We start from the raw sequence: 26,206 nt of genomic DNA, 5'->3' as shown, positions 1-26,206 counted from the left end.
ATCACCCTATTTTTTGTGGCTTATTTTTTCAAATGTTCTCAACGAGATCATTTGGGCTCTTAATACGCGAGCTTAAAGACGTCCTGAATCTAAAGAAGATAAAATTTCTTGAGCCTGAGCATGTATTGCTTCTTTTTTATCAGAGGGCATTTTTTGCCAATTCATATAAGCATAATGAAGTCGAGGATTATTTTTAAGCTTGTCTTCATTTTGTTTAAGAAAATTCCAATATAATGCATTAAATGGACATGCTTTTTCTCCTAATAATGTATTTGGCTTATAGGAGCATGATTCACAAAAATTACTCATGCGCTGAATGTATTTCCCACTGGCAGCATAAGGTTTGCTTGCCATCAAACCACCATCAGCATATAGTGCCATACCTAAAGTATTGGGGAGCTCTACCCACTCATAGGCATCAGCATAAACAGCAAGATACCATTCACAGACTTCTTTGGGATTGATGCCTGCAAGTAACGCAAAATTACCGGTTATCATGAGTCGTTGGATATGATGCGAATAAGCCTCTACCGACGTTTGGCGAACTACTTCTTTAATACAAAACATTTTAGTGTCTGATCCCCAAAAAAAAGCAGGCAAAGCCCTTGTTGCTTGAAAGTGATTCATTTCTTTGTAGGCAGGCATAAAATACCAATAAATACCACGAATGTATTCTCGCCATCCTAGAATTTGACGTATGAATCCTTCTACTGAATTAAGAGGTGCTTTTTGTTGCAGATAAGCCTGTTCTGCAATACGACATAATTCTATAGGTAATAACAGTCCGGCATTAAGATAAAACGACAATCTTGAATGAAATAAACTGGTTTCATGGGTTAACATCGCATCCTGATAGTCGCCAAAAGAGATAAGACAATGTTCAATGAAATAATGTGCTTCCGATAAGGCATCAGCACGAGTCACTGCCAATTCAAAGGGAATCAATTGCCCAAAATTGTTTGAAATTTTTTTTTCACCAATCTCAAAACTTCGACAGTAATCTCATCTTCTGGATAATTCAAGCGTTTTGGAAATGAGGGAATGTGTTTTGCAGGATTACGATTTTGCGCATCGTAATTCCAGGAGCCCCCGATTGGATTATCATTACTATCAATTAAAATGCGATATTTTTGACGCATCATCCGGTAAAAAAACTCCATGCGTAGTTGTTTTTTTCCTTTGGCCCAAGCTTTAAATTCATTTATAGTGCATAAAAAGCGATTGTCTTCGTAAATTATTAATGGAACGGGTAATTTACTTTTCAAGTCCTCAAACATTTTAAGAACGCGCCATTCCCCTGGCTGAGTAAGATTTATTGTTGAAGGTTTTATTTCTTCAACGGCTCGCATCAGTTCTTTGACCAGACTTCCTTGATTGTCTGGATCATCAAACTTTGTATAGCGGACATCATATCCTTTAATCGTGAGTGTTTGAGCAAAGTGGCGCATTGCAGAGAACAAAAATGCAATTTTCTTAGGATGATGACGGACATACGTTGCCTCTTCTGTCACTTCACACATCAAGACAACATCATCATGTCTATTGATTTCACGAAGTGCAGACAAAGTGTCACTCAATTGATCGCCTAAAATAAAGCAGAGTTTTGTCATAAATTGTTTTTTCTTAGTTAGCTAAATTTTCATTTTGGGGCGAACATGGCTTAAGCCCCCATCCACTGCAAGAACTTGCCCAGTTATCCAACTATTTTCTGGACTTAATAAAAAAATAATCGCTTGAGCGATATCCTCTGGTGTTCCAATACGTCCCAAAGGATGCATCGCTTTGGATGCATTAAAAGCAAACTGATTATTTAATATGGAAGAGGTTAAGGGGCTACTAACCATTCCTGGCGCTACAACATTAACTCTTAAGTTATTTGGGGCATAAGTAGCTGCTGCAGCTTGAGCAAGACCTATTACTCCCGCTTTTGCTGCAGCAATCGCCTCATGATTTGCAAGTCCAACCAATGCTGCTGCTGATGAAATTAATACTACTGAGCCGCCTTTTTTCATCATCAAACCCGCAGCGCGAATTGTTGCAAATGCAGTGGTTAACGAAGCGTTAATGCAGGCCTGGAACTCTTCAAATGTTGTCGCATGGGCACTTTTCAACAGTAATGAACCTGCACAATTAACTACACCATCAATGTTGCCAATATTGCGAAAAACATCACTGACTGCATCAAAATCACAGGCATCAAGTAAAAAATCCGGATTAATTTTACGATTATCCCTTGCGGTAGTGAATACCGTGTCGCCACGATTTATCAAAAAAGTGGTAAGCGATTGTCCAATTGCACTGCTTGCCGCGATAATCAAGTAACGGGCCATAGTAAATCTCATAATTAAGATGATTAGATTGACTATGCTTGATGAAATTTAAAAGTTCAATATTTTTTGTTAACTTGAAAAGGACAGTTAATTCATTTTAGAGTTTATCAAAATAAAATTGCAACCTGATTTTCTTTGCAAGTGCCATAATTATTTTAATTCTCTATATTTTGTGGATCAGTAGTAAGACATTGGCTTATTCCCTATCTTTAGTGCCAATTTACTTGCTACTTTGGGGTTTGGATTATTTGCTTTTTAAGCACAAATATAAGGACGGTTCCTATTTTAAGATGCATATAGGAGTGACAGTTCTTGTCATACTAAGATTATTAATTATTTATTTTAAATAATAGCGGTCACATATTTGATAATTTATTGTACCTATACGATAATTTAACATTAGATACAGTAATGCAGTAATTCTGCATTATAAAAAATGCAGATAGGCATTTTCATAAATAAATGCCCCTTCCTGATTATATATAAGCAGCTGTATTACAAAACTCAGTTAGTAATGAGCGGAGTGATGAAATGCTTGTGGAAATTCTGTCACGCATCCAGTTTGGTTTTAGTATTGGATTTCATATTTTATTTCCAACATTGAATTTGGGTTTGGCCGTCTTTTTAGTCATCATGGAATTCTTTTGGCTAAAAACGAAAAATCCAATTTATTTCGAGATATGTAAACTTTGGACTAAGATTTTTGCTCTTACCTTTGGAATGGGTGTTGTTTCAGGCATTGTACTTGCTTACCAGATTGGAACGAATTTTGGTCCATTTATCACCGAGTTTGGCAACGTTTTAGGTGCATTATTTGCCTATGAAACACTAACAGCCTTTTTTCTTGAAGCAGGTTTTTTGGGAGTAATGCTCTTTGGTTGGAAAAAAGTGCCACCGCTACTGCATTTTATTGCGACTTTACTTGTCGCCATTGGGACAACCATTTCTGCTTTCTGGATTATGTCTGCTAATTCGTGGATGCAAACGCCCAGTGGATATGAGATGGTTGCTGGGAAATACGTAGTTGCCAGTTGGTGGGCTGTAGTGATGAACCCATCGTTTATGCCTCGCTTTATACATATGATTCTAGCTTCTTATGTGACAACTTGCTTTGTCATCATGGGGGTGGCTTCTTATTATTTGCTTCGTAAAAAAGCAATTAATGTAGCAAGGAAAACTATGTCTTTTGCGCTTTGGGCTGCTTTGATTCTTGTTCCTGTCCAAATTGTGGTTGGTGATATTGTGGGGCTTATGGTTAAAGAGTATCAACCCCTTAAGACAGCGGCCATGGAGGGGCTTTGGCATACGCAGAACGGTGCACCTTTAGTATTATTTGCTTGGCCTTCTCAGGCAAAACAACAAAATAACTATGCTATTGAAATTCCTGGACTTGCAAGTTTTATCAATACTCATGACTGGGATGGCAAAATGGTCGGTTTAGACTCCGTGGCACCTGACCAGCAACCAAGAGTTGCCCCTGTGTTTTTCTCATTTAGAATTATGGTAGGCATCGGTCTTCTGATGTTTGCAACAGCAATTTTAGGCTTATTCCTTCGTTATAAAAACAAAATTTATCAGGCAAAATGGTTTCATTATTGGTGTTTTGCAATCACGCCACTCGGTTTTATAGCCAGTATTTCGGGATGGCTCACTGCTGAAATTGGAAGACAGCCCTGGGTGGTTTACGGTTTATTAAAAACTCATGATGCAATCTCTGCAATCAGTGCCGAGGATGTGATAATCTCTTTTATACTGCTTGTGCTTGCTTATGGAGTCGTTTTTGGGTTTTACATGTATTATTTATTGAAACTCATTCGTTTAGGTCCAGAAGTCATTGAGCAAGATCAAGTCGAACATCATGCATTTCAATACATGACTGATTTAAATGTGGAGAAAAAATAATGCTTCCACTTATATTTGCTGTATTACTTGCTTTTATTGTCATGATGTATGTTATCTTGGATGGTTTTGATTTAGGGATTGGTATTTTATTTCCTTTTACCAGCAGTGAAAAGGAAAGAGATAAGATGATGAATTCAATTGCCCCAGTATGGGATGGCAATGAAACCTGGCTTGTTTTTGGCGGCGCCATATTGTATGGAGGATTTCCTCAGGTTTATGGGGCTCTTTTGCCCGTTCTTTATATTCCTCTCATGTTCATGTTGATTGCCTTGATTTTCCGCGGCGTTAGTTTTGAGTTTCGGTTTAAAGCCGATAAGTCGAAGCCTGTATGGAACTGGCTATTTGCCATCGGTTCGATTGCAGCAGCATTTTTCCAAGGGGTCATACTTGGATGTTTTGTCCAAGGGTTTTCAATGAATCCTCAGACTATGGCAATTACTCAATCCAGTTGGTTAACTCCGTTTAGCTTATTTACCGGGGTTGCTCTGGTAAGTGGTTATGGGCTTCTTGGTGCTACATGGATGATTATCAAAAGCAGCGGCAAACTTCAGGCCAAAATGGTCCACTATGCCCGAGGGTTACTGATTAGTGTGAGTTTCTTTTTAGCTTTTGTTAGCATCTGGACCCCCTTGCACAGTGAAGAAGTCTTTAATCGCTGGTATCAATTTCCTAATTTTTTATGGTTAAGTCCACTTCCTTTGATTACAGCATTTGCCATTTATCTAACCTGGAGAAACCTGTCTTTAAATTCTAATAACGAACGCAAGCCATTTATTTACAGCATTATCATTTTTTTGTGTTCTTACATTGGCATAGCTGTTAGTGTTTATCCTTATTTGATTCCACATCAGATTACCATTTGGGAAGCGGCAGCCCCATCTTCGACACTTACATTTATATTAGTCGGTGTCGCCATTATGCTGCCTATATTACTTGCTTATACCTTATATGCCTATTTTCTTTTCAGAGGTAAAACAGAGGAGCATTACCATTAGGTACGGTTTCAATGCTCAATGGCAGCTATAATTTAGAGAATACCATTTCATGAGGAATAGAATCATGGCAAATCAAACGCGTGAAAATTTAATTAACCAGGCTAAGAGTGGTTCTAAAGTAATCGCTTTGATATATTCACCAATCGAACTTCATGAATATATTGTTGAAATTATTGCTAAAGATTCTGATGAATTTATTCATAAAGGAAAAGAGCTCTGGCATTTTAATTCTATTGACGAAGCGATGTCTCGAGCAGCAGAATATGGTGCAGAGGATTTTTTTCTGTGTGCAGATAATACTTACGATGAATGTGGCTCAGAAAGTGGGCCACAGACTTTTGATTATATACCTCTTTATTCAAAGAATAAGCACACTAAAAATAATTAGTTATTAAGTAGATGAATGGTTTCGATTTAGAAAAAAATTAGGGATTAATTTGATGAAGTCTTTAGGAAATTTGATACACAGTTGGATTGTCAGTGAAAATAAGTACAACCCTGATGAGCCATTGAGCAATAAAATTGATTGGATTCGAGCGATTCCTTTCTTTCTCATCAATCTTAGCTGTATTCTGGTTTTCTATGTACGCTTCAGCTGGATTGCCATTAGTACCGCAATGATTCTGTATTTTTTTCGTTTGTTTACCATTGGTGCTTTTTATCATCGATACTTCTCCCATAAGGCCTTCAAAACCAATCGCTTTTGGCAATTCATTTTTGCGGCTCTTGCAGGGACATCAGCCCAACGCGGACCTCTTTGGTGGGCAGCACATCATAGGCAGCACCATATGGTGTCTGATATGCCAGAGGATGCACATTCACCAGTGCAACATGGATTTTGGTACAGTCATGTGGGTTGGTTTCTAACAAAAAAGCATTATCACTACAATCCGGAGCGAGTTAGGGATTTAGAGCAATATCCAGAACTCGTTTTTCTTGAGCGTTATGATATTTTAATGCCAGCATTATTATTTCTTGTTCTTTTCATGATCGGTTGGATGCTCCAGACTTATCAACCGCAATGGAATACTGGTATTGGTGAAATGTTAGTCTGGGGCTTCAGCGTTTCCCTAGTGGCAGTGTTTAATACAACTGTTATTATCAATTCTCTATGCCACGTCTATGGTACAAGGCGTTATGAAACGTCGGATAACAGTAAAAACAATCTGTTTTTTGCTCTTATTACGCTTGGTGAAGGGTGGCATAATAACCACCATCATTACCCCGCATCAGCGCGTCAGGGCTTTCGATGGTGGGAAATTGATATTACTTATTACCTAATCAAATTTTTAGAACTCATGGGTATCGTCTGGGATGTTAAATCGGTGCCCAAATCTGTATTAAAGCAGAACTTGATGAAACAATAGATGCTGATATTTATGGGGAACTATGATGAAACTTATAGGGCTTTTTTTTCTGACGATGATCTGGGTCTTTGTCTTGGATATGATTTGGCTAGGTTTCATTGCCAAAACTATATATGCAGAAAACATCGGCACGTTGCTACGTACATCAGGCGAGGGCATGGCGCCTATTTGGTGGGCAGCAGCAGTTGTTTATGTCTGCATTACCTTAGGCATCATTTATTTTGTCCTGCCTGGCGCGCAAGGTAATTACCTGCAAGCACTAGCTGGAGGAGTAGTCCTTGGGTTTGTCACTTATGGTATCTATGATTTCACTAATTACTCAATTCTTGCGAGTTGGCCCTGGAAGATCACAATAATCGACTTTATTTGGGGAATGCTTTTATGTGGACTAAGTAGTTTATTTGCTGTCTTCATTCAGAACCGATTTTTTTCTTAAACCAAGGGAAAAACATTGAAGTTTGCTTTTGATACTCAATGTATTTTTGTCCTCTTGATTGTATCGAGCCTCTTTCTGTCAAGGGGCCTGTCATACGGGTAAAAATAACATAAAGCATCAAAGGGGAAAGGAAGAACAGGTATCCTATGTTGGACTGTATCGCAAATAAAGCGAATCCCATCCAGCTCAACCAATCAAAAAAATAATTGGGATGGCGTGAGTAACTCCATAATCCTATGTGACATACTTCACCTTTATGTTGCATTTTAAAACGTTGCAGTTGCAAATCTGCTAAAGTCTCCCCGATTATTCCTACTGCAATAATACAAAATGCAAGGATATCAATCATGGTAATATGAGTCAGTCCTGATTTACTAATCAGAAAAAATCCACTTGAAATAATAAAAATGAGTAGCCCTTGGAGTTGAAAGTTAATAAAAAAACCAAGAGAAGGGCTTATTTTCCAATTGGTGCTCAGCTCTAGATAACGCTTATCAACATGTCCTTTTCTTATTCGTGTGTACCATAGATAGAATGCCAGGCGTAAAGCCCATAGAATGAGAAGAATGCCAATAATCAGAGTACGAAAACTTAAAGATGTAACGCTTAAATAAATTAATCCTGAAACCATTAATCCTAATGACCAAGAGACATCAACAACAGAAGGGTTTTTTAGAATACGATATAATCCCCACATAAAACTCATTTGTAAAAAAAGATAAATTACTACAACAGCAATAGAGTACATTATTGATTATCCTTTTATCTTTTGATAACAGTATACGCAAAATGGCAATAAAACAGACCAAAGTACCCCGATAAAAAGACAGGTCGTATTGCTGCCATAAGGAAAGAAAGCAGCGCTCAAGCTTGCCCCAATCCGAAATGCCAAGGCAAAACCTACGCATGACAATAAACCGAGCAAAAACAGGTGATCAAATAGGCTACTTAATGTGGCATATAAAACAACCGTAAAACTTATCCATATTGTTATCATCCAAGGAGAGGTAAAATATGGAGAAAAGGGGTTTGCTGCATAAATTACAATTCCTTTATAAACTAGAGCACTATCGATTAGAGTACTGATAGAGACGATTATCGCTAATAAAAGCCATAACCCTTGTAGGGCTCTTCCTGATTGATGTTGCCAGTACAATTGTAACACAACACAAACAACAACGATAAGAGGGCTTATCCATGCATATCCGCGAGCAGCAAGAGTGATGCATGCAAACCAAGCAAAATAATAGGCCGTTGTATGAATTAGGTAATGTAATGTATTCATCGTCTTTTTCGCCACAAGGCATGGATATCGCTAATGTAATTGGTCTGAAAGCCTGCAGCACAATAACAAAAATAGAATTCCCACGTGCGAATAAACGATTCAGGAAATCCTTGGGCACAAATTTCCTGTTTGTTTGCTAATAACTTTTTATGCCAATCGTTCAAAGTAGAGATATAATGATGGCCTATATCTTCGAATGACAACAATTGCAGTGTTGTTTGGCTGGCAATTGATTGACTTATGGAGCACACTGAGGGAAGGCATCCACCAGGGAAAATATATTTCTTAATAAAATCAACCTCATTTTTTGCAGCTTCATAGACTTGATCGTTAATTACAATTGCTTGTAAGAAAAATAAGCCTTCAGGTTTTAGCAGCTGATGGCACTGATGAAAAAAAGTATCAAAATATTTATGTCCAACGGCCTCAATCATCTCGATTGAAACTACTTTATCATATTGTCCGGAAAGCGTTCTGTAGTCTTCTTTTAATAATTCAATCTGATGATTTAAGTTCAATTGATTGATTTTGTCTTTGACATAAAGATATTGTTTTTCTGAAATCGTCGTTGTGGTGACTTTACATCCATATTCTTGCGCGGCAAAACATGCAAATCCACCCCATCCTGTACCTATTTCCAAAATATGATCGCTGGGTTTGAGTTGCAATGCAGTACAAATGGCCTGAATTTTTTTTATAGAAGCCTCCTCTAAACTGATTTCCGAGGGCTTATAAAGAGCACATGAATACATCATCGAAGTGTCAAGAATTAATTTAAAGAAATCATTTCCCAAATCATAATGGGCTAAAATATTCTCTTTAGCACGACGAATTGAGTTAAATTTTAATTTATAGTGTATTGTTCTAATGAGATTAAACAAACGGGCGATTGGACTTTCAATATTATTGAAGAGGGAGTCATTTTTAATAATAATCTCAATTAATTTTTGTAGGTCATCTGTATCCCAATCACCAGCTATGTAACTTGCTCCAGCACCAACAGATCCTCCCACGAGAATGGCTTTATAGGCCTTGGGGTTGTTTATAGTGATGGAAGCAATGGAATCATTTTTCTCATTTTCATTACCAAATACATAGCTACCATTCACGTCATTGACTTTGATGGTTCCGTGGGTGATGCCATTTAATAACTTGAAAAATACCTTTTTGGAAAGTCTTGCGCTCTGGGTAGATTGATGATTATTTTTGTCCATCAGACGTCCTTTTATTTGAGCCTGGATGAGCATGAAATGGAGTGCCCTTAATCCATAGTTTTAATGCTTGCCAGTAAATTGCCGTTGCAATTTTATAAGTTATCAGCGGGTAGTGCCATAATACTTTATCCACTGATGAGTTTTCTTGAGCTTTTAAACTTAATGTCGCATCAAAATCCTTTTTTCCCTCACAATAGTTCTCCATATGAATCACTATTTTTTGTTTATTAAATTTTAAATTTAGTTGATAAGTATAATTCATGGACATAAAGGGAGATACATGCAGTTCCTTTTGAAATTGATACGAATAAATTTCATTTTTAGGTTTAGCCGAATGCTTCAGCACATAATTATGTCGTTCTCCCCAGGGGGTATTGGTGACCTCCAAAATTAAATAATCCAAATTTTGATTTGCTTCATCAAAAATAAAATAAATACTGATGGGATTAAAGCAATACCCTAAACAACTCAGTTGGGTTAATAAATAGATTTTTCCTTTTGGGTAAGTTCCGTACCGACTCATAACTAATTGACGAGTATATTCATCAAGAGGAATAGTCGATTTATTCAGATAATTTTTTCGTCTAAATGAAAACCAATTAAACTTCTCTATGGAAACCTGTTTGATGTTTTTGAAGGTGGTGTTTATGCTAGCCAGATCAAAGCAGAACATAAATAACTTATATGAAAATTCATGTTGTTTTGGAGAAAAGCGCCGATGTCGTACATGACCTGTAAAAGTGAGATGTTTCATCCTCTAGACTCCTAGCAGCTTAGAAGTATGAATCGCACTATTGACGCCGTCTTCATGAAAGCCATAACCCCAATAACTTCCAACATAGTATGTATTATTCATCCCATTAATCAAATTAATTTGCTTTTGAGCTTTTAACGCTGACACATCCAAACAGGGATGCGCATAGTTGAATGATTGGATTATTTGATTGTCAGCAATTTCATTTGCAAGATTAACCGATACAAAAAAATCATGCTTGGAATAAATTGATTGCAATCGATTCATATAGTAGGTGAGTGTTGGTGCAGTGCTTAGGTTATCGAGGTAATTCCAACTTGCCCATGCCCTTTTATTTTTGGGCATTACGTTTCTGTCTTTATGAAGAACCACCTCATTCTCAGTATATTTTATTGCTGACAAAATGTTGATTTCTTCAGGAGTAGGCTCCTCGAGCATCGTTAATGCTTGATCGCTATGAGTAGCGCATACGACCGCATCAAAGATGAGCTCTTCAGAATTCACGATTATCTTGATATTATTAGGTTCTCGTATTATTCGTTCTACTTTGGAACTTAGGTAAACTTGATCTTTTAGCCGCTCAACCATCGGTATAATGTAGTTTTTTGAGCCTTGTTGAATTACATACCACATAGGACGGTTGAACAAATCTAGAAGTCCATGATTGTTATAAAACTGTAATATAAAGGAAGCGGAACAATTTAGGGCATCTTCTTTGTTTTTTGACCAAATAGCTGCCATCATTGGAATAAGATAACATTCTTTAAATTGCTCTGAGTACCTGTTTTCGATGATGAAGTCATTAATAGTTATTTCGAGATCGCTTGTTCGACCCAAGAATTTTTTGGCGTCGGAATTAAATAAAATAATGTCTTTGATTAGGTGATAAAAGTCTAATTTAAATAGGTTACGACGATCTGAAAAAAGAGTATTTAAGTTATGGCCGCTGTACTCAAGTCCTCGAGGATCAGAGCGATAACTAAAACTCATTTCACTGGATTGAATTGGTACATTTAACTCTTTAAGCAATTTGCAGAAGTTGGGGTATGTTCTTTTGTTAAAAACGATGAAGCCCGTATCAATTGAGTAACTCGCCCCCTCAATTTCTACAGATAGTGTATGTGTATGACCACCAAGATAATCATTTGCTTCAAATAATGAAACATCATGGTTTTTGCTTAATAAATAGGAACTCGTTAAACCAGAAATTCCCGAGCCAATTACTGCAATCCTTTTCTTCAAAAATAATTCCTTTTTCTGTTTGGTTGTTCATTTATTTAAAGAAAGACACATTGTAAAGCCTATGTTCTCCCATAGATTTATAGGTAAGTAAGTATTCTATCTTTACTTGTGGAGCAGAGCTAAATCAGCTGCTCGAAGAGTGCCGTGTCCATGAAATAGTGTATTTAATTTCTAGAATAATTGTATCTCTGCATGTAATTATCCTCAATAAGTTTATGAATTAGATTAAAAAATAAAAAAATGTTTTAACAATAATGAAAGATTAGTTGGAAGATTTTTAATTTAAATAATTAATCCATAAATACTGACAAGATACCCCGGAAGGAATCATATATGATTAACAAATTTATTTTGTTGACTACGGTTGTTGATAAAAATCAAGACATCATCCAGATGAATGCACAGATTAAAAATATGTCGGTTGAGTTATTAAAACTCAGCAGGGAGAGCATTAATAAGTTAAAGCGAGCAGCATTGATTAAAATACAAAATATGTACCATGAAATGTAATTAGTATTTAACAGTTTTTGGAGGTATGCGATGATGAGCATGAGGCAGCTGCCGCGTGGATCTATCATCGACACACGCTCAACTGCGTCACATCGGAGCAAATCGACGATAATTATCCAAGCTTGCTTGCTCTTCAAGTTTTGATTTTAGATTGATAAAATCGTTTGTTCTTACTTTGTATAATTCCTTCATAGCATCCAAATCGATATGCAAAAAAAACGCGCGTGATTGTGAGCGACCCGGGCAAGAACATGGCTGGCGCCATCCTTTATATATAGCGAAATCGAGACCTAATTTAGAGTGAGCACTAAACCAATCTTCATACTTATCAGTAGTACAATTGTAAAATTGTTTCGATGATTTTGGCTGAGCGTTAAATTTAGGTAGAGGATACAAAGCCTCTTCAGAGCAATACTCATAAACAGCATGCAGAGGCAGTAACTTTTGTGCGCCACCAACACCTACTCGCCACTGATTATCAATGACACCCCAATTTATAGCCCCAGGCCCATAAATCGAATCCACTTGCGTTTGCAATTCTTTAATGATGGTATTTTCGAAATCAAAATGCTTTTCAATGCTTGTTTTTCCATTATGTCTGTACGTGACTCCGTCTGAGTGGACTTTGTTGTATTGGGCAATCAATTTTGCAACTACTTTATTTCGTTCATCTTTATCTTCTTCATTTTTGGAAATACACTCAAGCATTATCGTCCACATGTGTTTATCCAGAGCCCACAGCGCATACTCAAAACCACTGATTTTCTCAAAAATTCGTCCCGAGCAATCAGTCACACTACTTTTTTTAAAAATGAGACTAATATCTTTATGTAGCATCAACTTGATTGCTTCATGCTCACCACGTACAACATAGTGCAAGAATTTAGGCACTTCAGCCAAAGGTTGAAATAAAGCCCAATGATTTTTTGAAGTCTTTGCGAGATGTACTAAATCATCGGGTGTTAGGTATTTTGATATTTCTATTTTAAGCTCTGGTGGTAATTGATTAAATAATTCAAACGTCATCTTTTTTCCATTTCTCTTGATTGGATCTTGGTGGGGTAATTAGAACAATGTTTCTCATATTTGACCAATTAGATTATTTTATATGTCATATCAAAAAAATTGATAAGTCTAGAAGAAATGATGGGGCTCTACGCCAAATGTAGGGGCACTTTAACCGGATTATAATAATCTAACTCTGTGATTCATCTATCAAAAGAGGGTATTAACTTAATGAGCATGCCGTAAAGTAATTCCTACATTCTTGGATATGCGTGTTGAATTGAAGCAGAGCGCATTTAAAGAGTTAGCCTCATTAGGAAAAACACTTGGTTCTTGGAAAGATGGGGTCGCCAGAATGTGGCGTTTTAATAAGTCACATGGAATAACATAATGCTTTCATCGCAAAATGAAACTCATTCAGCGAAGGGCGTACGGTTTTAGAAATTTTGAAAATTATAGAGTACGTGTTAGGGTGCTCTGTGGGTGATTAAATCTGCCCCTTAAATGGGGAAAGCCAGCTAAGTGCTTGATTTTACGATGGCGCGTTGGGAGGGACTCGAACCCCCCGACACCTTGGTTCGAAGCCTGATGCTCTTGTTTTAAATTCGTTATAAATCAATGCATTGTGAAGCGTTAAATTCATCAGGAACTGCCTAAAACTGCCTACTACAGCGTAGTGTCGCCACAGTTGAGACACGTTTTGATCACAGTAAAAAATTAATCATTTTGTCTTAAATTGAATATAAGGATTTTTTTTAATACCAAACTTGACTGCATCTATTAAGTGATCTGCAATACCTAATCCACGTGATGCTGGTTCAACCCACATAGCGATCAAATTGTACCGGTCTTTTGGGTCCACGCCAGCACCAATCATTCCTATTGCTTTCTCATCCTTGAAGGCCAACCAAAATTTAGGTTGTGTTTCGGACGATGCGCGTTGTTTCCATTGTTCATTACTATAAGTGATAGCTGTTTGGTAACTTACACCGAATGCCGTTGGGCTATCAAGAAGGGCCGCGAGTCAAATTTCTTTTAATATTATCCAGTTTCGTTCATCAGTTGCACGGATTTTCATAGTCGTCTCAGATATCTTCATTTGCTACAGCAACGTTGTACTTAAATACTCAAAATCCCCACATTCAATTTTTGTTGATTTTGTTGGTCTCTGTATTTTGTATTATATCGATTTCTCGTTTGATCTCTTTTTTAAGTTCTTCTTCTGAGGGCAAATGTAATTGATATCTGCTAGCAAAGATTTGTTTTGTCTTTTCGCCAAGTAAATATTTAGCCATTGTTTTACTTTTTTGTGACATAGGACTAAACCGATAGTGGGATTATCATCTTCCTGTTTTATCTCTGCGTCAAAATAGTTTACATAAAGTTGCATTTGGCCGAGATCAGCATGAGTTAACTTTCGGGTCTTTAAATCAATTATGATATAACACTTTAATATGACATGATAGAACACTAAGTCGGCGTAGTAGTGATCCCCATCAAAAGTTAATCGTTTTTGTCTACCAATGTATGAAAAGCCGGTGCCTAATTCTAACAAAAATTTCTGCAGATTATTGATTAAAGCTTCTTCTAACTTCGATTCTACCAAACGGTGTGGCTCAGGCAATCCTAAAAACTCAAGAATCAAAGGCTCTTTGATAGCATCCTCAGGTTGATTGATTTCTTGGCCATCCCGAGACAAAGCTAATAATCCCTCTTTATCTTTACTTTTGGCTAGACGATCAAACAGTAGGCTATTAATTTGTCGCTCTAATTCTCGACCACTCCATGCATTTTTTTCAGCTTCTACTGTATAAAATTGTCTTGTTTCCTGGCGATCAATGCGCGATAGTGGATCCAGCTCTAGATTAGAGCTTAATGATAATTCATTAGAAGATTTACTACGCGCTGCGTGGTGAATTTCAATGTTAGGATAAACAAGATAGAACTGTCTGATATCTCGGAGTGTACTGACACTAAACCCTTTACCATATTTTTTTGTTAATCGAGTAGGCAATTCTTGAAGTAATTGGCTTCCATAGGCTGCTCTAGCTTGTCCTTCTTGTTCCGCTGTAACAATATCTCTTCCGATATACCAATAGGCTACACCATATGTAGAGGAAAAACCAACATCAGAAATCAGGAGTATGACTATTTTTGAACAGTTCTACGGACTAGCGGCTTAACTACGTTCAAAATAATTTCGTTTAGCTTCTGGAAAAATTTTTGCGACACAACCTGTAACAACGATAGGACGACAGTTCTCAGGAAGAATGGAGCGTAATTTTCTTAAAAAATGGGTGTGAAAGGTATTATTTGCATAATGCTTTTGAAGATGAACCTCCTCATAGATAGTCATTGAACGACCAAAGAATCAATATCTTCCTTTCACTCCCTGGATGGTATAAGTTGTATTCTTATAACCACATACGTTGAAAAACTTTGTCTCGGTTAATAATAAGATGTTTAATTGCAGCAAGAATATGAAGTGTGATTAATCCAACTAAAATCCATGCAACCACCTCATGCACTTCGAAAAACTGTTCTGATATAGCATGACTTTGATTGACCCAATTTGGAAATTCTACTCCAAAAAAATTAATACCATACTTGCTAAATGAAGCTCCAATAAAGCCAGTAATTGGCATTATGAGCATGCACAAATAAAGCAGCAAATGAATTACTCTTGATACAATGGCTTGCCAATGTGGAACACTTGATGGAAGTCGGGCCGGTTTATGTGTTAACCGCCATATCAATCTAAAAAAAATCAGCATTGCAGCGATAAGGCCAAATGACTTATGAAGGTTAAAATACCAACCACTATTAGGCTGATCTTCGATGGACATCATATACCAACCTAAACTGATTAACCCTATCAAAAGGAACGCTATTATCCAATGAAGCAATCTAGTGATGGTGTCATAATGCCAATTTTTATTGTTCTCCATGATAGTTCCTTTTCAACCTGTTTTTTTAATCCTTAGCCATCTTTATAGGTTAAGATATCTATCAGTTTTAAACAAGCTCATAAATTGATATATTGTAAGTAGCAAATTTAAATTATGGAGAGCATTTATGAGAACAAACGGAATAAAAATAGCATTTATCGGTACATTATTAGTATCAGGTTTAATCTCACCATCGTTATACGCAAATTCTAAAGAAACTGCCGTTAATAATAAAATAAACGCAGTCATTTCCCCCAAAGTTTTTGAAATGGCAAAAAAGAATGAAAACTGGAAATCAGCACTGGTGACAGGTAAAGATGCGCAGGTTGTTTTCATGAATATCACTCCTAAAACCAACCCCAACAATGAGATTGGGATCGAAACACATCAATTTGATCAAGTCATATTTATTGTTGAGGGGCAAGCTAAATCTGTTCTTAATGGCAAAACCTCAACGGTTACAGCGGGTGATATGATTTTTATCCCTCAGGGTGTTCCTCATAATTTTATTAATCTCAATGCGAAGAAGCCATTCAAAATAATTAGCGTCTATTCAGCTACTGATATCCCGAGAAATGCGGCATATAAACAGAAATCTGATACGCCACAAGAGTAACTCTAAAATAAATTGACGAAGATTGATTCCATATAGGAGTTCTGATCTATATGCAACATAAAGAATATCATCGAATTGAACGAATTGGCTGGTTACGTGCCGCGGTATTGGGTGCAAATGACGGTATTATCTCAACTGCGAGCTTATTGATTGGGGTTGCTGCAGCTCATACACCCTATAATGGAATATTTGTAGCAGGTATTGCAGGATTAATTGCTGGCGCCATGTCTATGGCTGCAGGTGAATATATATCCGTAAGCTCTCAAGCAGATACCGAAAAAGCTGCCTTAAAACGTGAAAAGGAAGAACTTCAAGAAAATTTACCGAATGAAATAGAAGAATTAACCACTATCTATATTAATCGTGGATTGCAGCGTGATTTTGCTGAAGAAATTGTAAAGCAATTGATGGCTAAGGATGCATTAGGCACACATGCTCGCGACGAGCTTGGTATTACACAAGTAACAAGTGCACGTCCACTGCAGGCAGCAATTTTTTCCGCCTGCAGTTTTACTCTTGGTTCGTTATTGCCGCTATTAATCATTTTTCTTGTTCCTAGAGCCTATCTTATTCCTTCAGTATCAATAATGGCGGTTTTATTTTTGGCATTACTCGGAGCGGTGGCTGCAAAGGTTGGTGGTGCTCGAATATTATTGGGATCATTTCGTGTTGTAATTTGGGGAGCAATAGCGATGTTTGTAAGTGCAGGTATTGGCTCGTTCTTAGGTATAGTGGTATAAAATGCGACTACTAGTTATACAATGGGTTTAATCGAGATTAAAAATCATGATGCAAAATTAAATTGACCTTGCATCATACTTAACTATTTAGAATAATCAGGGATGTATTAAGATAGATGACATCAACCTCGCTGATTTTACTAAGGATTCTTTGCGTAGACAAATTGCGATTGTTCCCCAACACTTAAACTTATTTCATCGTAGCATTTTTGAAAACATTGCTTATGGTTGTGAGAATGTTAGTAAAGAGGAAGTCATTAATGCTGCCCAAAAAGCCAAATGTCATGATTTTATTACTTCATTAGAACATCAATATGAAATCATTATCGGTGAGCAGGGTGTAAAACTATCAGGTGGCCAAAGACAACGAATTGCAATTGCGAGAGCTATTATAAAAAATGCCCCTATTTTATTGTTTGATGAAGCAATCTCTGCGTTGGATTCCGCAACGGAGCAAGCGATACAGGAGGCATTGGAAACATTATTGGAAGATAAAACTGCTCTCATTATTGCCCATCGATTATCTACACTAAAAGCAATGGATAAAATCATAGTCCTTGAAAATGGTCATATTGTAGAGTCAGGAACACATAATGAATTGTTAGCGATTAAGGGCGCTTATTATAATTATTGGACACACCAGTCCAGTGGCTTTATTAAGGAGATTTAATTAATTGAATAGTTTATTGAAATTCTGTCATCCTTCAAGTCAATCAGATATCATAGATGGATGGTAAGTAAATACAACCTCATTCCCTGAGAGATCAGGAACACTAAAAGCTCTTGTCCCGATACCAAATGTTTTAGGATCGTCCAAAATTTTAACAGAGTATTGGCTCTGTAACAATATCCCTTCCGATATACCAATAGGCTTGCACCATTTCAGAATTAATAGAACGTTGAACACGATTTCTTGCCTCTTCAACATAAGAAGCAGCTTTTTCGAATAATCGGTCTATTGCATGATGATCGTTTGTAGAAAGATGGGTATTATTCATAAGACTGTATGTTTAAGAGTACTTAAATGATTAAATCATACCAAAATCGATAATTTCGGTAAAACCGCATTTATTGGAAATATTATTACAGAGGCTAAAGGAGAATACAGATCTATGCTCGTTATCTTTGGTGGTCTTCCCGGAACAGGGAAATCATCTATTGCAAGAGAGCTTGCAAAGCATTTAAAAGCAGTTTATTTGCGTATTGATACTGTAAGAGCAAGCTATTAAGAACTCTGGATATTTAGAAATGGATTTCATAGGGCCAGAAGGATATTTGATTAGCTACGCTATAGCTAAGGAAAACTTAGCCTTAGGTCTTACAGTTATTGCAGACTCCGTAAATCCCATTGCAATAACTCGCCAAGATTGGCAGTAAGGAGCAAAATCTATTAATGTGAAATTTCTGGAGATTGAGATTATTTGTTCAGATCTCAATGAGCATAAAAAAAGAGCAGAAACAAGAGCCCCAGATATAGTTGGCCATAACTTGCCCACTTGAGAGGAGATAAGAACACGAGATTATGAAGCATGGGATTCTGCAATATTAAAAATTGATACAGCTGAGTATTCTACCGAGGAAGCATATTCAAAATATTTTAAGGTATATTCACAATAATATAGAAAGTATTTAATTTAAGTTTGTAGCATATGGCGCCACGCTCTATGATCCCACAAACTAGAGCTAATTGATTGATTTTAAATGGCGCGCTCAGAGGGACTCGAACCCACGACACCTTGGTTCGAAGCCTTGTCTACGACTTTTAAATTCGTTAAAAATCAACAACTTCCGATGCGTCAAATCTCGGAAAAACGGTCTAAAACTGCCTGAAACGGCGTAGCGCGGTCACAGTTACGTCACGTTTTCGTCATTTTTAAGTCCGCTATAATAGCCGTTATTTTGATTAAATTGTATTATCGTATCCTTATTAATTTTTTTGATATTCAATGATAACTTTCATGTCACCAAACTCCAGAATCAGACCTGCAAATTCAGATGAAGTTAATTTGTATTCATTAATTGGAGAGGCTTTATGCACTATTCAATTTTTGGAGGATGCACTTAATCATTCAATCATTTTAAAAAATGATGTTAAAAAACCTTATAGCGTACCTTTAAAAAAAGCCAATGAGCTTTTAGATGGTTATCGTACGTATACTCTCGGACGAGCGGTTAAGCTGGCTAAAAAAAAGGGGCTGTATCATGAATCATTACAACATGAACTGGAACTTTTCTTATTGGAAAGGAACTGGTTAGTACATAAAAGTATGCATCAAATTATACCTGGGTATTCTAAAAGGGGTAATTATAGATTCTTCGAGAAAATCAAAGGTATCACTGAACAAGCTCATTCACTAACATTATCTTTGGAAAGGGACCTTATAGAGTTTTCAATATCCAAGGGTTTGGATATGTCACACATTCAAGCATTTATGAGAGAGCATTACGAATAGGCTATATGTAAAATATGAGTCTTTTGCAGCTAATGTTGGTCTGTGATTTCTATTGCATTGTTTGCTTTTTTTGAAAATTTAATTCTCATTAATATATTGTCAAAATCGCTATACCTTTGAGTATTTTGTTTATACAATGCACTACAGGATATATACAAATAGGAATTAAGGATGAACTCTTTGGATTTTATTGAAATTGCAGTTGGCGCAGAATATTTTGATGCTCTAAATTTTTCGGATTTAGGCATTGAAAAACAAGTCTTAGATATTGAATTGGATTCAATAGTCCAACCTGATGCTAATAAAATTGTAATCATCAGATAGGTATACATGTTAATTGTTGTAGGATCAGGAATAAAATCTGTTTCTCATTTAACTGAAGAAACAAAAAAAATTATACAGCAAGCTGATAAGGTGTTGTTTCTGGTTAATGAGAATAATTTAAAATCCTGGATTCTACGAGAAGCTAAAGAATCAGAATCCCTTGAACCTATTTATTTTGCTACTCCAAAAAGAGTGGACGCTTATCTTAACATTACTAATTATATTATTGACACTTATCAGCAAGTTAAAAATCTCTGTGTAGTTTTCTATGGCCATCCTACCGTTTTTGCAGAATCAGCTCTCAATGCTGTGAGAAGAATTAAAGAACAAAATGGTAAGGCTATTATATTGCCGGCCATCTCCTCAATGGATTGTCTTTTTGCAGATCTGGAAATAGATCCCGGTGATCAAGGTTGCTTTGCAATTGATGTAACCGAACTTTTAATTTATGAAAGACATATTGATGTATATGCTCATTTGATCCTTTGGCAAATTGCCAATCTAGGAATGAGTAATACCCAGAAAACTTCCAAAATTGATGTTTTGAGTAGTTATTTAAGGGAGTATTACACTGATGAACAATCAATGTGTATTTATGAGGCATCTACATTACCTTTGAAATCAGCTCGTATGGATTGGATTAAATTACATGAATTAAATTATGTTAAAATTAATTCAGTTTCCACTATTTATATTCCCCCGGTTCCTAAAAAAATACTGAGTAAAAAATATCTCACTCTGTTAGATATTGAGACGCAGGATTTTAAATTATCTACTAAGCCGGACACACCCACGAAATAGTTTTGCATCACTGGAAAAAACTGTGGGTTTCGAACAATAAGAAAAGGAAAAGCCTTCATCCATTTCCAATAGAGACTGCGGATGTCTAATGCCATTATTATTAACTGATTGATAATGATAAAAGGAAAAATTTGTATTTTTGCTCACATGGTATAATGGGCTCCCAAACGCATCACTATATTCATCTGTAAACTCTTCCTGGTAGGCTAATATAACATTTTTTAAAGTTTCCAGTTCCGTTAATGTGCTATTGCTTTGGTTTGTTTTAAAGGTATTAATTTTTGTGAATGGACATTGCAAGGGGAAATATACACTATCATTTTCATTAAGCGCAGACGGTACCATTACAGTAGGGGTGTATTCTAGGCCGTAAAACTCATGATAAATATTCTGAATATCATTTATTGGAATGAATTGTTCGTTTATAGCTGGTTTGACACCTATACCTGATCCCATGCATATATTGAAAATATATTTGGCTGTATCCATTATAAAAGGTGTAGGACGAAATCGATTAATTTTTTTTGCGCTTAAAAAAAGCTCATAGCACGATGCATCATAAGTGTTTTGAGTCAGTTTTTTCCTAAGTGCTTCAGAAAAAAATAATTTTAATTTAAGCCACTTTTCATTATATTTGACTTCATTAACAAATTGCTCTGAAAAATATAGTATTTCGCTTTTCCAATCTGAATGAATGCTTTTGTTTTGAAAGATCTCTTTAAATATTTGATGATGCTCATAGGGTGATTTAGGTGCCTGTACAGAAACATTAAATTGTTTTTGTATTTTAGAATGTTTCCTTTTGCATCCTATATTAGGTAGTAAAAATGCTGATAGAGTACCAGCGGATACTGATAGTACATTATTTTCAACAGTTTTATCTTCGTCAAAAACTACTTGCATGTTAAAAATAGCACCAGGACCTTGTACGCAATCCGGAAATATTCGGTTGTTTTCCCCTATATAATGCCATTCACAGAATTTATCGAGGATCATTCCCAAAGGTAAACTCTCTTTTCCGTATCCTAGATGTGTAAATAATTCAGAATCAGTGTGCTTACTGTCAATGGGTGCAACGATACCACTTGATGTGGGTAAATATGCCTGGTTTTTAATTCCGAAGTGTTCGCCGTAATCATATTTTGCTAGAAAGAACGGTATATTTTCATTGTCGGGTATAATCTGTTCAATTACGGCATAAATCGCAGGGTTGATTGCAAGAACTTTACTTTTTATTTCCTTCCATGAAACTTTACAAATCTTGTTCATTCTTACATTCCTACAAAACAGCTACCACAGTATCCATACCTGATTAAAAAACACTTAATATTAGCCAATTTTAATGATAGAGTCACCAAAAAAAGGAATGGATGGACAAAAATGAGTTATGTTTCAAAAAAAATGCCAAAAGGAGTAACCCCCCTATATTTTATACAAGCATTTTCCACCTTTTCTTTTGCGATCCTCTATTCTTCTCTATCCCTTTATATCACACAACAATTAGGTTTCAGTAATACAATCTCTAATAATATTGTCGGTGTATTTTTAGCCTTTAATTATGTATTACATTTATGGGGTGGGGTGTTAGGCGGACGATATCTAAGCAATCGATTGCTATTTTTTATCACGAATATTATGCAGGGCGCTGGAATTTTGGTTCTAATCTTACCAGGTCATTCCATGCTTTATTTTGGGCTAAGTCTTTTTTTGGTTGGATGTGGGCTTAATACCACTTGTTATAACAGTATACTGACCCAGCGTTTTAAGCCGGAAGATGAAGAGCAACGTGATAAAGCATTTTTCCTTAGTTATGCAGCAATGAATGTTGGCTTTTTTTCAGGATATATTCTTAGTGGTTTTTATGATTATTCCAATGAATATCAAGAGTTATTTTGTATTAGCATCGCTACCAGTCTTATAACGGCATTCATTTTACTTTTTTACTGGTCTTGTTTTGAAGACAATCATACTCCTTTAAAAGCGGTAACGAAGTCGATTAGTAGAAAAAAAAGGGAGTTAGCAGGGATAGTCAGTACTGCCGTTCTGGTTCCATTAATGATTGTATGTTTTCATTTTTCACATTTGAGTAATGCTGTAGTTGTGGTGTTAAGCAGTATCATGCTTTTGGTGATTTTATTTCTGGGTAAAAGACAAAAGGACAAAGCTGACTTTCAAAAAATTAAAGCTTTTCTGATCTTAACTATTACGTCCATTCTCTTTTGGATGATTTATTATACTGGCCCTATGGGTATAACCTTGTTTATAAAAAATAATGTAGATAAACACTTCTTGGGTTATGAAATAGCAACTCAATGGATCATGAATATTAATGCTGTTGTAATAATTATCGGTGCGCCTATTGTGTCTATGATTATTAATAGACTGAAAGCAAAGGGAGTTAATCTCTCAATATCAATGCAATTTGTGTGGGCTTTTTTGATTTTAGCGGTATCGTTCCTTTTTCTTAGTATTGGTGTGGAATTTGCTGATAGTCAGGGATTTAGTAGTTTAAGCTGGATAATATTGCATTTAATTACACAGTCAGTAGCAGAACTATTAATTGGTCCTGTGGGCTATGCCATGATCGGGAAAATCTCGCCAACAAATTTGCAAGGTATTCTAATGGGAACCTGGATGATGGTTTCTGGGGTATCTGCATCTTTATCTCATTATTTCTCTAATGCCATGGTAAAAACAGAGGCCGCAGACCCGATAGTAACGAATAATGATTTTTTACATGTCTTTAATCAACTTGCTATTTGGGCTTTGGTTGGCGCTATATTCTTATATTTCATTTCGGGAAGGGTTAAAAATCTTATTGATAATGAAGAAGAAATTAAGACTGAGGAAATTACGGTTTAAGAATAAGAATTATTTGTGTTAATTATGGCCATTTTTGCATTTTATTACTGATTTTTTCGATATAAAAAAACTAATTTTATAAACATCATCATTATGTTTTACTCCAGATATAAGGTATTAAACTGCCTGTATTTATGCTTTATTTGGAGAGTTTTACATGGGATGTATAGCCGAATTTTTGGCATCAGATAATGGTGTTGGTTTTAAATGTGAAAAAGAGGTTCAGAAATATATTATAGAGTTTTTGTTAACGTATAGTGGATATGATTTAATATCCCTGTCAGAAGTTCTCGGTTGTAATACTATATTATTGAGCATGGTTTTAAGTGGTAAAGACTATCTGGACAGTACAAAAACAGAGCAGCTCATCAAGTGGTTTTTCCTCTTTCTGGGCTTATAGTTGACATAATATCCATCTCAATTATTTAAATACTCCTATTAACAGCTAATTGGTTATTTAGGAAAATGGAAAACGAGAATACCCATTTCTACTCCCCGCGTTTGGTCATTTAGCATTGAAAAATGATAATTAAACCAAGCCTCGTTAGTGTTTCCAACAGTTTTGACATAACATGGGTGTTGCGGGGTACCAGCAGTTATAGCATCGAGAACTGGCTGGAAATTTTTGTTATCAACAAAATAAATAAGAGAGGTTTTTGAATCACGCCAGGTTAAATAAGAAAGTAATTGATCTATTGTTTCGGTATGTTTTTGTGGTCCACGCCAAAATTTGCATTCAGCGACAAAGACATTATTATTTTGATATTTTATTAAAATATCAGTTTTTCCTTTTTTGTTAAATGTTTCTCCAGTAATAGAGGCTGATTCAAAAGCTAAAGATAAATGACTGAGAAATAAATCTCTTAAGCCTTCCTCATCTTTGCCAGTATAATTAGAGGGTAATCTCTCGTAGCTTTTCCCTATTTCATTTATTACGCCTAATATTGACATATAATCTGAATTACTAATTGCTGGCTCAGGTGTAAATCCATTTAAATTTGGCACTGGTTTAATAACGATTTTTCTTCTTGTGACAGGAATATTTAACAGCCCTGATTCTTTTTTCTTAATTGGTACTCCAAGACTCCCTAATATATTATCTTGTTGTAGAAGCTTATTTTTTCTTTCTGTAAAAAGTCGAGTGATTTTATTTTCTAAAGCACTATTGAAACCTCTAATATCATTGTTCAAATAAGAAGAAAATTCTTTAGCGTAATTTAAATATATTTGAGCTTCATCTTTTATTTTTTGGGGACTATTGTAAAAATCGATTATATCGAAACATAAGTTATTGTCTTGAATATAAAACTCTCTTGAACTCATTGAGTGACTACTCGGCTGTATACGCAATAATTCTGTATTACCTGAAAAGGGAATACAATATTTAAGTACCATACGTTTTATAGCGGCTGAACCCATTCCAGAATTCCAAACAGTGAAATCTCTTGGATGACGTTCTGCAGGAATGTCTCTCTCTTCTGGGTCCACAGATATGTCTTCGATGTGAAGATTCAGCAATTCGATTGTAAATTTTTCAATTAAATATTTTACATATGCTGTTTGATCAGCATTTAATATCTCATTTTTCTCTGTATTATCTATTTCATATTCAATTTGGGAATCATTTAGCCTGAGAAAATCATATATGGGGTGCTCATTAAATAATCTGAATTTTTGATTATTAATCATAATTTAATTGTCCTATTTAAACTAATAACACAACCAATTAAGTCAATTTCAAAATTTTCATTAATTTCTATATTGGCCCAATCGCTATTAAGAGCCACTAACTCAAATTTTTGATGGGCTTTAGAAACAGATAATTGTTTATATTTTCTTATAACTATTTCATCATCAGAAGAACATCTTGCAACAACATAATCACTGGGGTTGGGTGATAATGATGGTTCAATAATTAATATATCATTTAGCTTAAATTCAGGAAGCATACTCTCATCCTTAACTTCCAAGGCAAATGCATTTGCACTTAACCTTTCTGCAAGATTTGGGCTAACAGGAATAAAGCTCAATTTTTCAGAATATTCTGCGCTTTTTATTTCCATGATATAAGGCTCTGGATTGGCTGCTTGTTTGTAATCTAATACAGGAACAAGCATTCCCAGACCTGGAATTTTACTTAATTTTCCCTGTTTATCATCGGATAGACACATTAAAAACGCCGGTGCTACTTCTAGCGCTTGCGCCAGTTGTTTGATTTCTTCCGGTCCCGGAGTTCTTTCTCCACGTTCATAATTGTTTATACGGGAAACCTTTAGAGTTTCAGTTAATTCTGCTAATGCTTTTCTGGTTAAGCCTTTGGAAGTACGTTCCTGCTTAATCCTTTGTCCAATTTTTTCCTTAATATTCATCCTGACCCACGCTAAAAAAATACTCAAAATAGATATTAACAGATATTGACTCA

At 35.8% G+C, this 26,206-nt stretch carries 31 protein-coding genes and 2 pseudogenes; 17 read left to right on the top strand and 16 right to left on the bottom strand.

What is annotated here, in order from left to right; genetic code table 11:
* Nucleotides 1-72: 72 nt before the first annotated feature.
* Nucleotides 73-1,610 (bottom strand): annotated as a pseudogene (locus tag EKG34_RS18905) (cryptochrome/photolyase family protein).
* Nucleotides 1,611-1,631: 21 nt separating this feature from the next.
* The gene (locus tag EKG34_RS14950) at nucleotides 1,632-2,330 is read right to left on the bottom strand and encodes an SDR family NAD(P)-dependent oxidoreductase (protein ID WP_003636555.1); all 699 of its coding nucleotides are present in this window, start codon (nucleotides 2,328-2,330) and stop codon (nucleotides 1,632-1,634) included.
* Between the two features lie 531 nt (nucleotides 2,331-2,861).
* On the opposite strand from EKG34_RS14950, the gene EKG34_RS14945 reads away from it, so the two are divergent.
* The 5 genes from EKG34_RS14945 to EKG34_RS14925 all read left to right on the top strand — a co-directional run bounded on the left by EKG34_RS14945 (nucleotide 2,862) and on the right by EKG34_RS14925 (nucleotide 7,030).
* Nucleotides 2,862-4,232, top strand: coding sequence for a cytochrome ubiquinol oxidase subunit I (locus EKG34_RS14945; protein WP_003636556.1), 1,371 nt, complete (start codon nucleotides 2,862-2,864; stop codon nucleotides 4,230-4,232).
* Nucleotides 4,232-5,227, top strand: a complete 996-nt coding sequence (gene cydB / locus EKG34_RS14940; protein ID WP_080619675.1) for a cytochrome d ubiquinol oxidase subunit II — start codon at nucleotides 4,232-4,234, stop codon at nucleotides 5,225-5,227. The genes EKG34_RS14945 and cydB overlap by 1 nt, the downstream gene beginning before the upstream one ends.
* A 64-nt stretch (nucleotides 5,228-5,291) precedes the next feature.
* Nucleotides 5,292-5,615: a hypothetical protein gene (locus tag EKG34_RS14935; protein ID WP_003636558.1), complete on the top strand. Its 324-nt coding sequence runs from the start codon at nucleotides 5,292-5,294 to the stop codon at nucleotides 5,613-5,615.
* Between the two features lie 52 nt (nucleotides 5,616-5,667).
* Nucleotides 5,668-6,594: an acyl-CoA desaturase gene (locus EKG34_RS14930; RefSeq protein ID WP_012979245.1), complete on the top strand. Its 927-nt coding sequence runs from the start codon at nucleotides 5,668-5,670 to the stop codon at nucleotides 6,592-6,594.
* Nucleotides 6,595-6,616: 22 nt separating this feature from the next.
* Nucleotides 6,617-7,030, top strand: a complete 414-nt coding sequence (locus tag EKG34_RS14925) for a DUF2177 family protein (RefSeq protein ID WP_012979244.1) — start codon at nucleotides 6,617-6,619, stop codon at nucleotides 7,028-7,030.
* Here the strand turns inward: EKG34_RS14925 and EKG34_RS14920 are convergent.
* Genes EKG34_RS14920 through EKG34_RS14900 form a run of 5 tightly spaced genes read right to left on the bottom strand, consistent with a single transcriptional unit; the run spans nucleotide 7,005 to nucleotide 11,525 of the window.
* On the bottom strand, nucleotides 7,005-7,778 hold the full coding sequence (locus EKG34_RS14920; protein WP_003636562.1) for a DUF1295 domain-containing protein: 774 nt from the start codon (nucleotides 7,776-7,778) through the stop codon (nucleotides 7,005-7,007). The two genes, EKG34_RS14925 and EKG34_RS14920, sit on opposite strands and share 26 nt — an antisense overlap.
* A gap of 6 nt (nucleotides 7,779-7,784) precedes the next feature.
* Nucleotides 7,785-8,315 (bottom strand): DUF2878 domain-containing protein, encoded by a 531-nt coding sequence (locus EKG34_RS14915; RefSeq protein WP_003636563.1) that lies wholly within the window; start codon nucleotides 8,313-8,315, stop codon nucleotides 7,785-7,787.
* Nucleotides 8,312-9,529 (bottom strand): SAM-dependent methyltransferase, encoded by a 1,218-nt coding sequence (locus EKG34_RS14910; protein ID WP_080619676.1) that lies wholly within the window; start codon nucleotides 9,527-9,529, stop codon nucleotides 8,312-8,314. The genes EKG34_RS14915 and EKG34_RS14910 overlap by 4 nt, the downstream gene beginning before the upstream one ends.
* Nucleotides 9,516-10,283: a DUF1365 domain-containing protein gene (locus tag EKG34_RS14905; RefSeq protein WP_003636565.1), complete on the bottom strand. Its 768-nt coding sequence runs from the start codon at nucleotides 10,281-10,283 to the stop codon at nucleotides 9,516-9,518. The genes EKG34_RS14910 and EKG34_RS14905 overlap by 14 nt, the downstream gene beginning before the upstream one ends.
* Before the next feature lie 3 nt (nucleotides 10,284-10,286).
* Nucleotides 10,287-11,525, bottom strand: a complete 1,239-nt coding sequence (locus tag EKG34_RS14900) for an NAD(P)/FAD-dependent oxidoreductase (protein WP_003636566.1) — start codon at nucleotides 11,523-11,525, stop codon at nucleotides 10,287-10,289.
* A gap of 333 nt (nucleotides 11,526-11,858) precedes the next feature.
* Between EKG34_RS14900 and EKG34_RS18295 the strand changes: the two genes are divergently transcribed.
* Nucleotides 11,859-12,035, top strand: coding sequence for a hypothetical protein (locus EKG34_RS18295; RefSeq protein WP_003636568.1), 177 nt, complete (start codon nucleotides 11,859-11,861; stop codon nucleotides 12,033-12,035).
* Between the two features lie 87 nt (nucleotides 12,036-12,122).
* Here the strand turns inward: EKG34_RS18295 and EKG34_RS14895 are convergent, their stop codons facing one another.
* Nucleotides 12,123-13,061 carry an F-box protein gene (locus tag EKG34_RS14895; RefSeq protein ID WP_003636570.1) on the bottom strand — a complete coding sequence of 313 codons (939 nt, stop codon included), beginning with the start codon at nucleotides 13,059-13,061 and terminating at the stop codon, nucleotides 12,123-12,125.
* Nucleotides 13,062-13,278: 217 nt separating this feature from the next.
* Here EKG34_RS14895 and EKG34_RS14890 point away from each other — a divergent pair.
* Nucleotides 13,279-13,527, top strand: a pseudogene (locus tag EKG34_RS14890) (transposase); the annotation flags it as partial.
* Nucleotides 13,528-13,761: 234 nt separating this feature from the next.
* Here the strand turns inward: EKG34_RS14890 and EKG34_RS19020 are convergent.
* The 4 genes from EKG34_RS19020 to EKG34_RS14870 form a co-directional block, all read right to left on the bottom strand.
* A complete protein-coding gene (locus EKG34_RS19020) occupies nucleotides 13,762-14,010 on the bottom strand; it encodes a GNAT family N-acetyltransferase (RefSeq protein ID WP_197532034.1) in 249 nt (82 codons plus the stop codon).
* Nucleotides 14,011-14,220: 210 nt separating this feature from the next.
* Nucleotides 14,221-15,129, bottom strand: a complete 909-nt coding sequence (locus EKG34_RS14880; protein ID WP_223800141.1) for a PDDEXK nuclease domain-containing protein — start codon at nucleotides 15,127-15,129, stop codon at nucleotides 14,221-14,223.
* Nucleotides 15,130-15,219: 90 nt separating this feature from the next.
* The gene (locus EKG34_RS14875) at nucleotides 15,220-15,396 is read right to left on the bottom strand and encodes a hypothetical protein (protein ID WP_003636578.1); all 177 of its coding nucleotides are present in this window, start codon (nucleotides 15,394-15,396) and stop codon (nucleotides 15,220-15,222) included.
* A gap of 58 nt (nucleotides 15,397-15,454) precedes the next feature.
* The gene (locus tag EKG34_RS14870) at nucleotides 15,455-15,988 is read right to left on the bottom strand and encodes a cytochrome b (RefSeq protein ID WP_003636579.1); all 534 of its coding nucleotides are present in this window, start codon (nucleotides 15,986-15,988) and stop codon (nucleotides 15,455-15,457) included.
* A 127-nt stretch (nucleotides 15,989-16,115) separates the two neighbouring features.
* Here EKG34_RS14870 and EKG34_RS14865 point away from each other — a divergent pair, with 127 nt between their 5' ends.
* The 3 genes from EKG34_RS14865 to EKG34_RS14855 all read left to right on the top strand — a co-directional run bounded on the left by EKG34_RS14865 (nucleotide 16,116) and on the right by EKG34_RS14855 (nucleotide 18,014).
* Nucleotides 16,116-16,604 (top strand): cupin domain-containing protein, encoded by a 489-nt coding sequence (locus tag EKG34_RS14865; protein WP_003636581.1) that lies wholly within the window; start codon nucleotides 16,116-16,118, stop codon nucleotides 16,602-16,604.
* 50 nt (nucleotides 16,605-16,654) lie between these two features.
* Complete coding sequence (locus EKG34_RS14860; RefSeq protein WP_003636582.1) at nucleotides 16,655-17,344, top strand: VIT1/CCC1 transporter family protein; 690 nt, start codon at nucleotides 16,655-16,657, stop codon at nucleotides 17,342-17,344.
* A gap of 106 nt (nucleotides 17,345-17,450) precedes the next feature.
* A complete protein-coding gene (locus EKG34_RS14855; RefSeq protein WP_080619678.1) occupies nucleotides 17,451-18,014 on the top strand; it encodes an ABC transporter ATP-binding protein in 564 nt (187 codons plus the stop codon).
* 151 nt (nucleotides 18,015-18,165) lie between these two features.
* On the opposite strand, the gene EKG34_RS14850 is transcribed toward EKG34_RS14855, so the two are convergent.
* Nucleotides 18,166-18,342, bottom strand: coding sequence for a DUF1016 N-terminal domain-containing protein (locus tag EKG34_RS14850; RefSeq protein ID WP_003636586.1), 177 nt, complete (start codon nucleotides 18,340-18,342; stop codon nucleotides 18,166-18,168).
* Between the two features lie 114 nt (nucleotides 18,343-18,456).
* On the opposite strand from EKG34_RS14850, the gene EKG34_RS18425 reads away from it, so the two are divergent.
* The 5 genes from EKG34_RS18425 to EKG34_RS14835 all read left to right on the top strand — a co-directional run bounded on the left by EKG34_RS18425 (nucleotide 18,457) and on the right by EKG34_RS14835 (nucleotide 20,922).
* On the top strand, nucleotides 18,457-18,573 hold the full coding sequence (locus EKG34_RS18425) for a P-loop nucleotide/nucleoside kinase family protein (RefSeq protein WP_003636588.1): 117 nt from the start codon (nucleotides 18,457-18,459) through the stop codon (nucleotides 18,571-18,573).
* 19 nt (nucleotides 18,574-18,592) lie between these two features.
* Nucleotides 18,593-18,721 carry a hypothetical protein gene (locus EKG34_RS18870; protein WP_003636589.1) on the top strand — a complete coding sequence of 43 codons (129 nt, stop codon included), beginning with the start codon at nucleotides 18,593-18,595 and terminating at the stop codon, nucleotides 18,719-18,721.
* Between the two features lie 581 nt (nucleotides 18,722-19,302).
* Nucleotides 19,303-19,797, top strand: coding sequence for a hypothetical protein (locus EKG34_RS14840; protein WP_080619679.1), 495 nt, complete (start codon nucleotides 19,303-19,305; stop codon nucleotides 19,795-19,797).
* Between the two features lie 171 nt (nucleotides 19,798-19,968).
* Nucleotides 19,969-20,121: a hypothetical protein gene (locus EKG34_RS18290; RefSeq protein WP_165391551.1), complete on the top strand. Its 153-nt coding sequence runs from the start codon at nucleotides 19,969-19,971 to the stop codon at nucleotides 20,119-20,121.
* Between the two features lie 6 nt (nucleotides 20,122-20,127).
* On the top strand, nucleotides 20,128-20,922 hold the full coding sequence (locus EKG34_RS14835; protein ID WP_080619680.1) for an SAM-dependent methyltransferase: 795 nt from the start codon (nucleotides 20,128-20,130) through the stop codon (nucleotides 20,920-20,922).
* Here the strand turns inward: EKG34_RS14835 and EKG34_RS14830 are convergent.
* Nucleotides 20,890-22,191: a hypothetical protein gene (locus tag EKG34_RS14830; RefSeq protein ID WP_080619681.1), complete on the bottom strand. Its 1,302-nt coding sequence runs from the start codon at nucleotides 22,189-22,191 to the stop codon at nucleotides 20,890-20,892. The two genes, EKG34_RS14835 and EKG34_RS14830, sit on opposite strands and share 33 nt — an antisense overlap.
* A gap of 111 nt (nucleotides 22,192-22,302) precedes the next feature.
* On the opposite strand from EKG34_RS14830, the gene EKG34_RS14825 reads away from it, so the two are divergent.
* Together EKG34_RS14825 and EKG34_RS14820 are read left to right on the top strand one after the other, a co-directional pair.
* Nucleotides 22,303-23,784 carry a peptide MFS transporter gene (locus tag EKG34_RS14825; RefSeq protein WP_080619682.1) on the top strand — a complete coding sequence of 494 codons (1,482 nt, stop codon included), beginning with the start codon at nucleotides 22,303-22,305 and terminating at the stop codon, nucleotides 23,782-23,784.
* 157 nt (nucleotides 23,785-23,941) lie between these two features.
* Nucleotides 23,942-24,184 (top strand): hypothetical protein, encoded by a 243-nt coding sequence (locus EKG34_RS14820; RefSeq protein WP_040186071.1) that lies wholly within the window; start codon nucleotides 23,942-23,944, stop codon nucleotides 24,182-24,184.
* Nucleotides 24,185-24,237: 53 nt separating this feature from the next.
* Here the strand turns inward: EKG34_RS14820 and EKG34_RS14815 are convergent, their stop codons facing one another.
* Entirely contained in the window at nucleotides 24,238-25,473 is a 1,236-nt protein-coding gene (locus EKG34_RS14815; protein ID WP_040186074.1) for a hypothetical protein, read from the bottom strand.
* On the bottom strand, nucleotides 25,470-26,153 hold the full coding sequence (locus EKG34_RS14810; protein ID WP_080619683.1) for a helix-turn-helix domain-containing protein: 684 nt from the start codon (nucleotides 26,151-26,153) through the stop codon (nucleotides 25,470-25,472). Before EKG34_RS14810 ends, EKG34_RS14815 begins: the two co-directional genes overlap by 4 nt.
* Nucleotides 26,154-26,206 lie beyond the last annotated feature (53 nt).

The organism is Legionella longbeachae (assembly GCF_004283175.1).
GTDB classification, from domain to species: Bacteria; Pseudomonadota; Gammaproteobacteria; order Legionellales; family Legionellaceae; genus Legionella; species Legionella longbeachae.
This window is presented reverse-complemented; position numbering and strand designations above follow the sequence as displayed.

What these genes read in the sequence shown, in the direction of transcription:
- EKG34_RS14850 (WP_003636586.1), bottom strand. Translation starts at nt 18,342, where the DNA reads ATGAATAATACCCATCTTTCTACAAACGATCATCATGCAATAGACCGA.
- EKG34_RS18295 (WP_003636568.1), top strand. Translation starts at nt 11,859, where the DNA reads ATGATTAACAAATTTATTTTGTTGACTACGGTTGTTGATAAAAATCAA.
- EKG34_RS14860 (WP_003636582.1), top strand. Translation starts at nt 16,655, where the DNA reads ATGCAACATAAAGAATATCATCGAATTGAACGAATTGGCTGGTTACGT.
- EKG34_RS18870 (WP_003636589.1), top strand. Translation starts at nt 18,593, where the DNA reads ATGGATTTCATAGGGCCAGAAGGATATTTGATTAGCTACGCTATAGCT.
- EKG34_RS14815 (WP_040186074.1), bottom strand. Translation starts at nt 25,473, where the DNA reads ATGATTAATAATCAAAAATTCAGATTATTTAATGAGCACCCCATATAT.
- EKG34_RS14895 (WP_003636570.1), bottom strand. Translation starts at nt 13,061, where the DNA reads ATGACGTTTGAATTATTTAATCAATTACCACCAGAGCTTAAAATAGAA.
- EKG34_RS14840 (WP_080619679.1), top strand. Translation starts at nt 19,303, where the DNA reads ATGTCACCAAACTCCAGAATCAGACCTGCAAATTCAGATGAAGTTAAT.
- EKG34_RS14870 (WP_003636579.1), bottom strand. Translation starts at nt 15,988, where the DNA reads ATGGAGAACAATAAAAATTGGCATTATGACACCATCACTAGATTGCTT.
- EKG34_RS18290 (WP_165391551.1), top strand. Translation starts at nt 19,969, where the DNA reads ATGAACTCTTTGGATTTTATTGAAATTGCAGTTGGCGCAGAATATTTT.
- EKG34_RS14920 (WP_003636562.1), bottom strand. Translation starts at nt 7,778, where the DNA reads ATGTACTCTATTGCTGTTGTAGTAATTTATCTTTTTTTACAAATGAGT.
- EKG34_RS14905 (WP_003636565.1), bottom strand. Translation starts at nt 10,283, where the DNA reads ATGAAACATCTCACTTTTACAGGTCATGTACGACATCGGCGCTTTTCT.
- EKG34_RS14925 (WP_012979244.1), top strand. Translation starts at nt 6,617, where the DNA reads ATGATGAAACTTATAGGGCTTTTTTTTCTGACGATGATCTGGGTCTTT.
- EKG34_RS14825 (WP_080619682.1), top strand. Translation starts at nt 22,303, where the DNA reads ATGAGTTATGTTTCAAAAAAAATGCCAAAAGGAGTAACCCCCCTATAT.
- cydB (WP_080619675.1), top strand. Translation starts at nt 4,232, where the DNA reads ATGCTTCCACTTATATTTGCTGTATTACTTGCTTTTATTGTCATGATG.
- EKG34_RS18425 (WP_003636588.1), top strand. Translation starts at nt 18,457, where the DNA reads ATGCTCGTTATCTTTGGTGGTCTTCCCGGAACAGGGAAATCATCTATT.
- EKG34_RS14950 (WP_003636555.1), bottom strand. Translation starts at nt 2,330, where the DNA reads ATGGCCCGTTACTTGATTATCGCGGCAAGCAGTGCAATTGGACAATCG.
- EKG34_RS14935 (WP_003636558.1), top strand. Translation starts at nt 5,292, where the DNA reads ATGGCAAATCAAACGCGTGAAAATTTAATTAACCAGGCTAAGAGTGGT.
- EKG34_RS14930 (WP_012979245.1), top strand. Translation starts at nt 5,668, where the DNA reads ATGAAGTCTTTAGGAAATTTGATACACAGTTGGATTGTCAGTGAAAAT.
- EKG34_RS14820 (WP_040186071.1), top strand. Translation starts at nt 23,942, where the DNA reads ATGGGATGTATAGCCGAATTTTTGGCATCAGATAATGGTGTTGGTTTT.
- EKG34_RS14915 (WP_003636563.1), bottom strand. Translation starts at nt 8,315, where the DNA reads ATGAATACATTACATTACCTAATTCATACAACGGCCTATTATTTTGCT.
- EKG34_RS14835 (WP_080619680.1), top strand. Translation starts at nt 20,128, where the DNA reads ATGTTAATTGTTGTAGGATCAGGAATAAAATCTGTTTCTCATTTAACT.
- EKG34_RS14830 (WP_080619681.1), bottom strand. Translation starts at nt 22,191, where the DNA reads ATGAACAAGATTTGTAAAGTTTCATGGAAGGAAATAAAAAGTAAAGTT.
- EKG34_RS14945 (WP_003636556.1), top strand. Translation starts at nt 2,862, where the DNA reads ATGCTTGTGGAAATTCTGTCACGCATCCAGTTTGGTTTTAGTATTGGA.
- EKG34_RS14865 (WP_003636581.1), top strand. Translation starts at nt 16,116, where the DNA reads ATGAGAACAAACGGAATAAAAATAGCATTTATCGGTACATTATTAGTA.
- EKG34_RS14875 (WP_003636578.1), bottom strand. Translation starts at nt 15,396, where the DNA reads ATGACTATCTATGAGGAGGTTCATCTTCAAAAGCATTATGCAAATAAT.
- EKG34_RS14810 (WP_080619683.1), bottom strand. Translation starts at nt 26,153, where the DNA reads ATGAATATTAAGGAAAAAATTGGACAAAGGATTAAGCAGGAACGTACT.
- EKG34_RS14910 (WP_080619676.1), bottom strand. Translation starts at nt 9,529, where the DNA reads ATGGACAAAAATAATCATCAATCTACCCAGAGCGCAAGACTTTCCAAA.